The sequence below is a fragment of the Sphingopyxis microcysteis genome (assembly GCF_012274265.1).
GTDB lineage: Bacteria > Pseudomonadota > Alphaproteobacteria > Sphingomonadales > Sphingomonadaceae > Sphingopyxis > Sphingopyxis microcysteis.
Window position 1 is genome coordinate 793,952 of sequence record NZ_JAANYY010000002.1, and the last position, 12,307, is coordinate 806,258.

At 61.7% G+C, this 12,307-nt stretch carries 12 protein-coding genes; 8 read left to right on the forward strand and 4 right to left on the reverse strand.

The window, feature by feature from the left end:
- The first annotated feature begins 3 nt into the window (after nucleotides 1-3).
- From G9408_RS03800 to G9408_RS03835, 8 genes are all read left to right on the forward strand, one after another.
- On the forward strand, nucleotides 4-1,416 hold the full coding sequence (locus G9408_RS03800; protein ID WP_168452746.1) for an O-antigen ligase family protein: 1,413 nt from the start codon (nucleotides 4-6) through the stop codon (nucleotides 1,414-1,416).
- A gap of 68 nt (nucleotides 1,417-1,484) precedes the next feature.
- Nucleotides 1,485-2,189, forward strand: coding sequence for a polysaccharide biosynthesis/export family protein (locus tag G9408_RS03805; RefSeq protein ID WP_168452747.1), 705 nt, complete (start codon nucleotides 1,485-1,487; stop codon nucleotides 2,187-2,189).
- A 41-nt stretch (nucleotides 2,190-2,230) separates the two neighbouring features.
- Nucleotides 2,231-4,420 carry a GumC family protein gene (locus G9408_RS03810; RefSeq protein WP_268932526.1) on the forward strand — a complete coding sequence of 730 codons (2,190 nt, stop codon included), beginning with the start codon at nucleotides 2,231-2,233 and terminating at the stop codon, nucleotides 4,418-4,420.
- The gene (locus G9408_RS03815; protein WP_168452749.1) at nucleotides 4,420-5,688 is read left to right on the forward strand and encodes a tetratricopeptide repeat protein; all 1,269 of its coding nucleotides are present in this window, start codon (nucleotides 4,420-4,422) and stop codon (nucleotides 5,686-5,688) included. The genes G9408_RS03810 and G9408_RS03815 overlap by 1 nt, the downstream gene beginning before the upstream one ends.
- Before the next feature lie 117 nt (nucleotides 5,689-5,805).
- Nucleotides 5,806-6,447: a NeuD/PglB/VioB family sugar acetyltransferase gene (locus tag G9408_RS03820; protein WP_168452750.1), complete on the forward strand. Its 642-nt coding sequence runs from the start codon at nucleotides 5,806-5,808 to the stop codon at nucleotides 6,445-6,447.
- A 115-nt stretch (nucleotides 6,448-6,562) separates the two neighbouring features.
- On the forward strand, nucleotides 6,563-7,153 hold the full coding sequence (locus G9408_RS03825; RefSeq protein WP_168452751.1) for a sugar transferase: 591 nt from the start codon (nucleotides 6,563-6,565) through the stop codon (nucleotides 7,151-7,153).
- Nucleotides 7,150-8,097, forward strand: coding sequence for a methionyl-tRNA formyltransferase (locus G9408_RS03830; RefSeq protein ID WP_168452752.1), 948 nt, complete (start codon nucleotides 7,150-7,152; stop codon nucleotides 8,095-8,097). The genes G9408_RS03825 and G9408_RS03830 overlap by 4 nt, the downstream gene beginning before the upstream one ends.
- Nucleotides 8,090-8,764: a PIG-L deacetylase family protein gene (locus G9408_RS03835; RefSeq protein ID WP_168452753.1), complete on the forward strand. Its 675-nt coding sequence runs from the start codon at nucleotides 8,090-8,092 to the stop codon at nucleotides 8,762-8,764. The genes G9408_RS03830 and G9408_RS03835 overlap by 8 nt, the downstream gene beginning before the upstream one ends.
- Before the next feature lie 16 nt (nucleotides 8,765-8,780).
- Here G9408_RS03835 and G9408_RS03840 read toward each other — a convergent pair whose 3' ends face one another.
- From G9408_RS03840 to G9408_RS03855, 4 genes are all read right to left on the reverse strand, one after another.
- A complete protein-coding gene (locus tag G9408_RS03840; RefSeq protein ID WP_168452754.1) occupies nucleotides 8,781-9,575 on the reverse strand; it encodes an AglZ/HisF2 family acetamidino modification protein in 795 nt (264 codons plus the stop codon).
- Nucleotide 9,576: 1 nt separating this feature from the next.
- A complete protein-coding gene (gene hisH / locus G9408_RS03845; RefSeq protein ID WP_168452755.1) occupies nucleotides 9,577-10,188 on the reverse strand; it encodes an imidazole glycerol phosphate synthase subunit HisH in 612 nt (203 codons plus the stop codon).
- On the reverse strand, nucleotides 10,185-11,339 hold the full coding sequence (locus G9408_RS03850; protein WP_168452756.1) for an N-acetyl sugar amidotransferase: 1,155 nt from the start codon (nucleotides 11,337-11,339) through the stop codon (nucleotides 10,185-10,187). The genes hisH and G9408_RS03850 overlap by 4 nt, the downstream gene beginning before the upstream one ends.
- An 84-nt stretch (nucleotides 11,340-11,423) precedes the next feature.
- Entirely contained in the window at nucleotides 11,424-12,305 is an 882-nt protein-coding gene (locus G9408_RS03855) for an NAD-dependent epimerase/dehydratase family protein (protein WP_168452757.1), read from the reverse strand.
- Nucleotides 12,306-12,307: the final 2 nt, after the last annotated feature.

A 12,307-nucleotide genomic window follows, 5' to 3' on the forward strand; every position in this document is an offset into this window, starting at 1 on the left:
ACAATGCAAAAGACCGGCGTATTTTCGTCGCAATCCAGCACGGCGTCATCGCGGGCGCGATTCGCCTTCTTCGTGCTGGCGGCGCTTCTCTGCACGGGCTTTCTGATCGCCGGGGGTGCCCGCGACGACCTGTTGTCGCTGCTTCTCTGGCGCCCGCTGTCCATGCTGTTTTTGACTGTCGTCGCGGCGACCTATTGGAGGGACGCCTGGCAGAACGGGCGCGGCATCATGTTGCTGGCGATCGCCGTGATCGCGCTTCCCATATTGCATCTCGTTCCCCTTCCGCCCGCAATATGGTCGTCGCTGCCGGGGCGTGAGTTACTGGCCGCCATTTATCGCGATGCCGGAATGGCGTTGCCTTGGCAGCCGTTGTCCATCGCGCAGGCTCGCACCTGGAACGCGCTTTTCTCCCTCGCCGCGCCGCTCGCTGCGTTGATTTTGGTGCTTTCAATGGATATGCGATCGCAGCGCCATCTGGTCCTCGTGCTGCTGGGACTTGGCTTTGTGAGCGGCGTGATCGGCATGCTCCAGGCGATCGGGCCGGCGCAGGGGCCGCTTTATTTCTATCGCATCACGAACAACGGGCTCAGTGTCGGCCTGTTTTCGAACCGAAATCATCAGGCGACCTTCCTAGCGGCGATGTATCCGCTGATCGCCGCCAACCTTTCCTTTTTCAAGGGCAAGCCCGAACAGCTCAACTTTCATCGGGCGATAGCGATTGCCGGAGCGCTGCTGTTGGTTCCGTTGATTCTGATGACGGGGTCTCGCGCCGGTATTGTGCTGGGCCTGATGGGAATTGCGTCGACCTGGTGGGTGTATCGCTCACCCGTCGCCAAGGTGCGTTCGGCCGAACGAAAAACGGACGTTCGCAGCCGGCTCATCGGCTTCGGGCTGGCCGGCCTGTTGCTCCTCTTCGCGGTGATCGTCGCGGCGCGCACGACGGCGGTGCAGCGTCTGCTTGAGACCGATCCTGCAGGCGAATTGCGTTTCAGCGCCTTGCCTACGATCATGGAAGCGGTTGGCCATTTTTTCCCCTTTGGAAGCGGGCTTGGCACCTTTGTCGAAACCTATCAGATTTTCGAACCCAACCGCCTGATTGCGGCGACCTATTTCAATCACGCGCACAACGACTTCGTTGAGTTGCTTTTGACGGCTGGCATTCCTGCCGTGCTGCTGATCCTGTGGGCGGCTTGGCTCGGTCTTGTCGCGGTTCGGTTCCAGCTCAGAACGCGCAACCTGTCCTCCGAGAAGCCGGGCTTTCAGGCGCAGGTGCTCGGACGGGCGGGGCTGGTGATCATTGTCATGCTTGCACTCAATAGCGCGGCTGACTATCCGCTGCGCGTTCCTTCGCTTATGATGCTGACGGCAGTTGCTGCGGCATGGTGTTCCAACGCCTATCGGGCGGCAGAGAAATGAAGAGTCTGAAGAGTTTTATGCAACGATCCAAGTCCGGAAATCAGGTCAAGCTGGCACTGGTAGGGGCGATGGCCCTGCTATCCATGTCCGTCGCGGGCTGTGCAGACAGCCTGAGCAAGGGCGGCATCGGGGGTTCGAATGTGACGCGTGTCGAGGCGAGCGAGTTACCCGGCCCCCAGGGGCAGACCGGGGAGGCGCAAGGCTATGTCTATCGCATCGGCGCCTATGACAAGCTGATCGTCGATGTACTCGGTATCGAGCAACTGTCCGATCGCCGGGTAACCGCCGACAGCTCGGGCATCATCACGCTGCCTGTCGCGGGCCCGATCGACCTCAACAATCTGACGATCGCCGAGGCCACCGAGCGCGTGACGCAGCAGTTGCGCGCCGGGCACATGCGCAACCCGCGCGTCGCGGTGAATCTGGAGGAATCGGTCAGCCGGTTCGTAACGATAGACGGCGAAGTCGAGCAGCCGGGAAATTATCCCATGGTCGGCGGCATGACGCTGATGCGCGGCGTTGCTGCGGCCAAGGGCGCGACCGATTTTGCCAAGCTTCGCGAAGTCGTCATTCATCGTACGGTGAACGGCCAATCGATGATCGCGCTCTATGACCTCGCGGCTATTCGTCGCGGCACTTATGCCGATCCGATCCTTTATCCCAACGACATCGTCGTCATCGGTGATTCGCCGTCGCGTCGCCTGCTTCAGCAGCTGGTGACGATTGCGCCGCTGTTCATCTCCCCCCTGGTTGCGGTTCTCGACAACCGCTGACCGGCTATCCGGCTTGTGTGAGTTTTGATTTGATGTCCAACATGCAATTTCCTGCGCAAACTATTGGTGAGAGCGCCGCCGGTGGAACCAAGACCAGCTGGTCGCCACCCACGCTCCTGGAATATTGGAATGCGTTGAAGCGCCACATCTGGTTGGCGGGGGCGATTGTCGCGGTGACGCTGGTCATTGGCATGGTCCTGACCCTTCTGATGACGCCGCAATATACGGCGACGTCGCGCATCGAAATCGCGCGCGAGCAGGCGAACGTCACAAATGTCGAGGGGCTTCAGCGCGAAGACAGCACGCCCAATCAGGAATTCTACCTGACGCAATATTCGCTGCTCAACGCGCGCTCGCTGGCCGAGCGTGTCGAACGTCGTCTGCGGCTTGCGACGAACAAGGATTTCTTCGCCGCACATGGCGCGACCCCTGTAGGTGAGGGTTTTCTGTCGGGCGGCAAGAGCGACACCATGTCGGTCAGCAACATCCGCGAACGGCAGCGCCAGGCCGTCGATCTGCTGATCGAACATCTGTCGGTGTCCCCACTTCGTGGTTCGGCTCTGATTGACGTCAGCTATTCCAGCGCCTCGCCGGAGATTTCGCAGCTGGTGGCAAAGACTTGGGTCAATGAGTTCGCGCTGCAAAGCATGGATCGCCGGCTGGCTTCGACCGCCGATGCGCGCGTGTATCTGGAAACGCGGCTTCAGGGTTTGCGCGAACGACTTGAGCAGTCGGAACGCGACCTTGTGAATTATGCCGCACGTCAGGGTATCGTCCGTCTGTCGGAAACGAAGAGCATGGAAGGGCGAACCCAGACCACGCAGACCTTGGCATCGAGGAATCTCGACCAGCTCAACAGCTTCCTGTTGCAAGCCAGCGCTGAACGCACGCAGGCGGAGGCGCGGCTTCGTGCAGCGCGTTCGGCGGGCGGCACGCAGCTTGGTATCGAGAATCAGGCCTTGGGTGGCCTTCATGAGCGCCGCGCCGAAGCCAATGCGAAATATCAGGATCTGCTCGTGCATTTCGATCCCGAGTATCCGGAAGCGCAAGCCGCTCGACAGCAGGTCGCGGCGCTCGATCGCGCGATTGGGTCCGAGGAAAAGCGCGTTCGCGATGCTTATATGGCCGACTTCGAAGCCGCGTCGCAGCGTGAGGAGCAATTGCGCGCGCGCGTCAACGATCTGCTCGGGCGCTTTGATGCCGAAAACCGGTCGAGCATCCAATATAATATCTATCAGCGCGAGGTAGACACCAACCGCCAACTCTATGATTCGCTTTTGCAGCGGTACAAGGAAATCGGCGTTGCCGGCGTAGGCACGAACAATATCTCGGTGGTGGATCCGGCGCCGATGCCTGAAAAGCCGTCGTCGCCGAAGCTACTCATCAATCTGATCATGGCGCTGTTGGGCGGCGTCGGTCTGGCGGCCGTTGCGATCTTCGTACTTGAAAATCACGACGAGAGCCTTCGCGAACCGAGCCAGGTTCCAACAAAGCTGGACGTCCCCCTGCTCGGCGCGATCCCGGCGGTCGACGACGAGTCTCTGGAAAAAATGGACGATCCGAAGTCGGTCCTGTCCGAAGCCTATATGACGGTTCGAACGAACCTCAGCTTCTCAACCGACCATGGCGTGCCCAAGACCTTCGCGCTGACGAGTACGTCACCGGCCGAGGGCAAGTCGACGTCTGCCTATTCGCTCGCCCGTGTCCTTGGACGGACGTCAGGTTCGGTCGTGCTCGTCGATGTCGATATGCGTCGACCGATCCTGGCCTCGCGGCTTGGGCTCAAAAACCTGCGCGGTGTCTCGAACTTCCTCGCGGGTGATGACAATTGGCAGGACCTGTTGCAACAGACCGAAAGCGCCAACGTATTTTTCGTTGCCGCAGGGCCGACGCCGCCGAGCGCGTCTGAACTGCTTAGCGGTGAGCGGCTGGCCCTTTTTGTCCAGCATTTGGCGAGCAAGTTCGACCATGTGATTCTCGATAGCCCGCCGATGCTCGGCCTGTCCGATGCGCCGCTGATCGCGAACGTCGTCGAAGGCGTGGTCTATGTCATCGAGGCCGATCGCACAGCGGTTCGCGCGTCGCAGTCTGCGATCCAGCGCTTGCGTGATTCGCGTGCACATATCCTGGGCGCATTGCTGACCAAATATCGCGCGAAGCAGTCGGGCTATGGTTACGGCTATGGCTATGGCTATGGTTATGGCCGCGACCGTGATGGTGCGGAGGACTGATGACTATCGCGCGTTCCCGGCGGACAACGGCGGAAAAGCTGTCGTTTCGACTGACCCCGAAACTGTTTTTCGCGTTGCTCGCGGGGCTGCTGCTTTCCGTGCTCGCTTTTTCGCAGGCCGCGGCATCGACGGGGATCAGCATCGACAGCTTCCGGCCGCTTGGCGGCAGCTTCTTTTCGTGGCGGAGCGGGCAGCGGACGCTGGCACTCGATGTGTCTCAGAAACAGAAGAAGGTGGATGCGAAGCGCTTTATCGCTTCGGGCCGCGCGGGCCTTGGCTATGCTCCGCTGTCGGCGCGGTCGCTGTGGATGATCGGCAAGGGTTTCGAGGCGCAGAACGACCTGAAAGCGGCTCGCCGCGTGATGACGCGCGCTGCGCAGGTTACACGGCGCGATGCCGCCGTCCAGCTGTGGCTGGCGGAGGACGCCTTTCGCCGCGAACAGATCGCCGAAGGCTTGCGGCGCTATGATTTGATCATCCGGTCGGAACCGGCGGCGAGCGCGGAAATCCTCCCTCGACTGGCGGCGGTGATGATCGCGCGCGAAGGGCGTCGATACCTTCAGCCTTATGTCGGCATGAAAAATCCCTGGTATCCGGCGCTGCTTCGCACCGCGGTCGATACGCTGCCCAAGGCACGACCCGTTGGCCTGCTGCTGCTCGAAAATGGTGCCAAGGCACCCCGCAGCGACGAGCTGGAACCCATTTATGCCAAGCTGGTGAACCGCCTGGTTCAGGAAGAAGCCGAGGATGTCGCGCTGCGCCTCTATCCCCTGCTTCCCAACGGCAAGGCCGCGGCGCTCCGCAATGTCAGCGGCATGGTCGATGGACGGCTCGACACCGGCTACCCACCCTTCATCTGGTCCTTTGCCAACGATGCTTTCGGGGGCACTCCGATCAGCCTTGATGCCGGCGGCAGCGGGATGGAGTTTTTCGGTGCGCCGGGCACGATCGGCATGGCCGCGACGAAGTTGATCGCGCCGCAGGCAGGATCGCAGCTTCGCTGGCGTGTGCACGATCGGGCGCCCAATTTGCAAAGTTCGGCGTCGTGGGTCGCGACCTGCGTTGCCGGCAAGGCAAAGGGCGCGCGGCAGGCATCAGTCAATCTGCTCGATCAGGGTGTTCCGCAGAACAAGGTGCTGAGCATGCCCTTGCCCGGCAATTGCGAGGTTGTGCGGCTCGACATGCGGATCGCCGGCGGGATCGGAACCAATCCTGCGAGCCTGATCGTCGGCAATCTGGCGCTGGCCAAAGCTGCGCCGGCGAAGTGACATGCGCGGCTGGCCGGTGAGGATTCCGGGCGACGGTCCGGAACATCATTTTCCCCGCCGCCGGTTTCGTGAGGTTGCCGCCGATCGGGCGATGCCGGTCGCCGCGCGGAGAAGGCAATGATCAGGCCGCTCTATGGGATTTATGGTGCCGGCGGATGCGGGCGGGGCGTCATGCCCCTGCTGCGCCAACAACTCGCGGGAGAGCGGGCCGATCTGGTGTTCATCAACGATGGAGCCGTCGCGCCGCAGATCAACGGACAGCCGGTGTTGGGCTGGGAGGCGTTTCTGGCGGTAGAAAGCGAACGGAAGTCAGTCGCGATCGCCATCGCAAACTCCGTGATCCGGCAGAATATCGAGCGCAGCGTGCTCGACAGGGGCATCGGTATTGTCGATGTGCTTTCCGCCCACGCGACGATCATGGACGATGTCGTGATCGGCCCCGGGAGCATTATTTCGCCTTTTGTCACGATCACGTCGAACATCCGGATCGGTCGCTCCTTTCACTGCAACATTTCCTCTTATGTCGAACATGACTGCATCATCGGGGATTATGTCACCTTCGCGCCGGGCGTCCGGTGCAATGGCAATGTCCATATCGGCGACCATGCTTATGTGGGATCGGGCGCGATCATCAAACAGGGCACCGCCGCCAGCCCGCTGCGGATCGGAGAGCGTGCGGTTATCGGCATGGGGGCGGTGGTTACGAAGGACGTCCCAGCCGGAGCGACGGTGATCGGTAACCCGGCACGGCCGATGTGATGACATTCCATCGGGAGCCAGAAATGCTGGATGATCGCAGCGTTGCTTATAGAAGCGGAGCTGCATCGTGCGCCGCCGGAAAGGTGGGCGGCGGATTTCGGGGCGGGCGGCGCGGGTGAAGAGACTCTGTGACATCATGCTGGCGCTGATCGTCGGCGTTCTGTTCTTTCCCGTCGTCATGCTAACCGCGATCATGGTGTTCGCGTCATTGGGACTGCCGCTGATTTTCGTACAGCGACGCGCCGGGCAGGGCGGCGAGGTCTTTGCGCTCTACAAATGGCGCAGCATGAGCAATGCGACCGACGCAACCGGCGAATTGTTGCCCGATGACATGCGAGTGACGCGTGTTGGTCGCCTTGTCCGCCGTTTGCGCGTCGACGAGTTGCCCTCGCTGCTCAACATTCTGGCGGGCGATCTTTCCTTCGTCGGGCCGCGGCCTTTGCCGCCGACGATGGAAATCAACCAGATGTTCGCGCGGGCGCGGCTTGCGGTACGTCCCGGGCTGACCGGACTTTCGCAGGTCAGCGGCAACACCTTGCTGTCGAACCACGAGAAACTCGCCGTGGACATATATTATATCGGCCATCATAGCCTGATCGGCGATTTCCGGATCGTCTGGGAAACGTTGATCACGGTCCTGAGGGGCGAGCGCCGCGACGAACCACTGATCCGCCGCGCGCTCGATGAAATGGAGAAGATGGCTTGAACCGACCCCGCATCATATTGATCGGCGCCGTCGATTCGACCCGCGTGGCCTTTGAGGCGATCGTCGAGGCGCAATGCGCGCTCCAACTGGTGATCACGCTTCCGCCCGAACGATCGGGGATGCATTCGGATTTCGTCGATCTGGCGCCGCTTGCCGCGCGACATGGCGTGGAACTGCTGGCAACGCAGAATGCGAACAGCGATGCGGTGGTCGAGCGTGTGCGCGCGCTGAACCCCGATTTCATCTTCGTCATCGGGTGGTCGCGGCTCGTCGGCGAGGCGCTGTGCGCGTGCGCGGCCAAGGGCGTTCTCGGTTATCATCCGGCTCCCTTGCCCAAGGGGCGCGGTCGTTCGGCGCTGGCATGGACCATCCTGCTCGGTATGCGCGAAACGGCGGGCAGCCTGTTCTGGATCGACGAGGGCGTCGATTCCGGACCGATCGCCGCACAGCGAGCTTTCCCGCTGGCGCCGCGCGTCGATCTCCCCACGCTTTACGAGCAGCACTTGGTGGCATTGAAGGAAATGATCGGAGATCTGCTGGCACAATTGAAGGCGGGCGAGATTCCCGCCCAGGTGCAGGATGCCAGCCAGGCAAGCTATTTCGCGATGCGCCGCCCCGAAGATGGCCGGATCGACTGGTCGGCGAACGCAGAGGACATCGATCGCCTGGTCCGCGCGGTCACCAAACCCTATCCTGGCGCCTTCACGGCATGGGGGAGGAATCGGTTGATGGTCTGGCGCGGTGAGCCGGTGGACGCTTCGGAATGGCATGCCCAGACGGGACAGGTCTTTCGGATTTGTGACGGCGCCCTGTATGTTCGCTGCGGTGGCGGCAGCAGCTTCCGGATCGACGATTACGAGCTTCTCGGCGAAGACGGAGAGACCTTGCCGGCGTTGAAGGGACAACCGCGGCTGGGCGACATCGGGGGAATGGGTCATGCGTAAAGCTCTGGTCATCGCGCCGCATGCCGACGACGAAACCTTGGGGATGGGAGGCACGATCGCCCGGCTCGCCGCGGAGGGCTGGGCCGTCACCGTCGCCGTCATGACGGGACATGGCGAAAAACCGCACCCGCTCTGGCCGCCAAGCACATGGGACGTCGTTCGCGGCGAGGCCGTAAAGGCCTGTGAGCGCCTGGGCGTCACTGAACTTCTGTTCGAGGAACTGCCCGCCTCTTGCGTCGATCAGCATCCGACCCATGACACGAATATGCGGGTCGCGGCGCTGTTCGCGCGGATCGAACCGGAACGGGTCTTTGTGCCCTTCGTCCACGATCTGCACCGCGATCATTACGAGATCGCTTATGCGGCGCAGGTCGCCGCACGGCCCTATCGCGCGCCGTATGTGAAGATGCTGGCGATGTACGAAACGCCGACCGAGACGCACCTGCGGCCGGGCGAGGCGGCGATGGCGTTCGTTCCGAACGAGTTCGTCGACATCAGCGACCATCTGGACGCAAAGCTGGCCGCCTGGTCGCTCTATGCGTCGCAGCAGCTCGCAGGACATAGTCCGCGGGCACCCGAAGCGATTGCCGGGCTCGCCAGCGTGCGGGGGGCCTACATCGGCGTTCGGTATGCGGAGGCATTCCAGATACTGTTTAGCCGCTGGTGATCTGGGGGCCCTGACCCTAGGCGCGGTGCCGGGCGAAGCCGTCGGCGCAAATCTGGTCCTTTTTCTCGCTCGCCGGATAGTTGATCAGCACCGCGCGCAGACCGCCCTTGAACACGAACAGGCTGCCTGCAGACGCGCCGACCGTGCCGCAGGTGCCGATCAGCGCGGCGATGTCGTCGAGCGATCCGGCGCCGCCAAGGATCGTCAGCGGAACCTTGACCCGCTCGCGAATCTCGGCTGCCAGTTCCAGGTCATATCCCGTTTTCGTACCGTCGCGATCGACCGAATTGATGACGATTTCGCCCGCCCCGGCGCGTTCCAGTTCCTCCGCAAGTTCGCCGGGCGTCACCGAATGCGTCCGCGTCGCATTGCGGGTCGTGACCTCCAGCCCCTTGCGGAACATCCCGGTCCGGCGGCGGACATCGATGATCGCGACGACGCTCTGCCGGCCGATGCGTTCGGCGATTTCGCTGAGCAGGGCAGGACGTTCGATCGCCGCCGCGCTGAGTGCAACCTTCTCGACACCCAGGCTGATGATGCGTTCGGCTTGCGCCACGGTGGTGATGCCGCCGCCATAGCACAGCGGCATGCGGCATTCGGCAGCCAGATTGGCGATCATCCGATAATCGGGCTCGGCGCCGTTCACCGTCGCATCGATATCGAGCACGACCAGCTCGTCGGCTTCCTTTTCGTTGAAAATCTTCACCGCATTGATCGGATCCCCTACATATTTGGGGTCCTTGAATCCGATGGTTTTGACGAGCCCGCCCTGATGGACCAGCAAAGTCGGGATGATGCGCGGTCTCAGCATGTCAGGTCAGCGCGAAGTTGCGGAGCAGCGCCTGCCCCCAGTGATGGCTTTTTTCGGGATGAAACTGCACGCCATAGACGTGGCCGTTGGACACGGCGCAGCTGAAGCGGTCGCCATATTCGGCGGTGGCGAGGCTGTTCGCTTCGTTTCGGCACTCGAAATAATAGGAATGAAGGAAGTAGAAGCGCAAATCGTCGAGCCCGTCGAACAGCGTTGCGCCCGCGCGCGCTTCGACGTCATTCCATCCCATATGCGGCATCGGCAGCCCTTTTGCCTTTTCGAGGCTGTCGATGTGCCGCACGCGACCCGGCACCCAGCCAAGGCCCGGAAGCTCGCCTTCGTCGCTTCCTTCGGACAGCATCTGCATGCCCACGCAAATGCCCAGCACGCGGACCTCCGTTTCGGCGATCAGCCGCTCCACAGGGGCGCGAAAGCCCGATGCGTCGAACAGGCTCATCGCACGGTCGAAAGCGCCGACGCCGGGCAGGATCACATGACGCGCACCCTCCAGCGCCGCAGGATCGGTCGCGCGCTCCGCAGGAATCCCGAGGCGCTTGTACACGTTCAGAAAGGCCTGGATGTTGCCAAGCCCATAGTCGATGATCCTGATCACCGGAACAGGCGCCTTTCCAGCCCCAGCAGACGCATCACGGTCGCGCCGACACCGATCGCCCAGCGCTTGTTGGGATAATCGCGGAAGGTCTTGTTCTCGCCTTCGAAAATTTCCTGCAATTCATCGACGCTCAAGTCCAGCTTGTTCGCGACATATTCGAGCTCCTGCTTCAGGAAATGTTCGTCCATTTCCGGTCGCGAAATGCGGTCGATGGCGTCCTCGCGCGTCATCTGGCCGGTCATGATCAGGCTCGAGAAATGGGCGCGGCGCTTTTCGTAACCGAATTTGCGCGGCAACCAATAATCCTCGTAAAAGCGCGTGAAGCGCGATTCATGATGCTTGTGCTGAAAGCGTTTCCAGTCGAAGCGACGCTCCAGCTCGGCTTCGGCCTCCGCCTTGACATAGGGCACGAGGTTCAGCGGTTTCACCACCGTCATCCCGAGCACGCGCTGGTACCAGATTTTATAGATCATGATGTCGACAAGCGGAAAGGTCTTCAGTTCGCGCTTGCCGAAACGCTTGTGAATCCCTTTGAACAGGCGCTTGTCGATCCCGGGATACCCGCCCCATTCCTCCGGCTCGCGGCAGCATTCGGTCGAATAGTTCGAGCCCGTGAGAACATATTTGATCCCGTGACTGCGGGCAAATTTGTACAGGGCGGAAAAGAAAGCGCCATCCTGCGGAAGGTCCTGATCGGAGATTTGGGATTTCAGGAACGCGGTCTGCAGATCCTTCATTTCCTGCCAGTTGACCACTTCGGTGAACAGTTCGATCCCCAGCCCATCGACCAGCTTTTCGATATTGCCGACGGCTTGGTCGGTGTTCCAGCCCGCATCGACGTGAAAGAGCAGCGGGCGCAGCCCCATGCGCTCGCACGCGACAAAGGTCGCATAGGAACTGTCGAGCCCGCCGCTCAGCCCGATGATACAGTCAAAATCCTTGCCTTCGCCGGCTTTGCGGATGTCCGCAGCAAGCTGATCCAACTCGCGTGCTCCGCGCTCGTCGGTGTGCCAGTTGGGAAGGATCTGCTCGTCGAAATTATGGCAATATTCACACAGACCGGCATCATCAAAGACGATGTTCGGGTCCGACGTATCCATGATGCAGCGCGTACAAATCTGGTAGCTTCGCTCGGCCAGCTTACTGGTCATCTTAACGGGTGCTTTCGTGAATCGTCATCGGGCGTGAGGAATTAGGGCTTGCGCGTAGCCAATATTGGCTACGCGCAAAGAAAGCTATTCTGATTTTTCGAGGCTATCGGCTGCGGCGGTCGCGATCATCTCCTCGATCGCCGGCGCCGCGGAAGCGCGATCGAGCCAGCGTTGCGCGGGCGGCTCGACAATGGTGCGCATCGCGGTGACGTCGGCAACCAGGCAATCCTGATCAACCGGACGACGGGGCAGGGCTCCGAACCGGAGAAGGCGATGGTCCGCGCCGAGGATGTCGGCTGTCATCGTGCAGACGTCCGTCACGGTCACACCCGTGCCGGTTCCGATGTTCATGATGACGGGTGGCTTCGCCTCCGACGATGCATCGCCCAACGCGACAAGCGCCTTGCACGCGTCATCGACGTGGATGAAATCACGAAGTTGCCGGCCGTCACTCAGCGGCACGCTGTCGCCGGCGCGCAATTTTTCGATCAATGCCGGAAGCAGGCGGGCAGGGCTTTCGCCGGGACCGTAGACGCCGAACAGCCGTCCAACGCGAATATCGAGATCGAGCATGGAGCGAAGCGCCAGGGCAAGGCTGGTCCCGGCGAGTTTGGCGCAGCCATAGACGGTGTCGGGCGTGCATTGATCGCTATCGCGAAGTATGCCGGAGCGGCCATATTCGGCCATGCTGCCGGTGTATATGAGCGTGCAATGTTGCGGCATCGCATAGGCCAGATTGGCGAGCATGCGCTGCTCTTCCATGATGCGGGACCAGTCATCGCCGGATCCCGGCGGTCGCGACGCGAGATGAAAGATGTGATCGGGACGAAGGCTGGCGATCCGCGCGCGCACGGCGTCGCCATCACGCAAGTCTCCATCCGCGCGTGTCCAGCCCGCGACGTGCCGACCCGTGCCTTGCAGATATCGCATCAGCCGACCACCGACGAACCCGGTGGCGCCGGTCACCA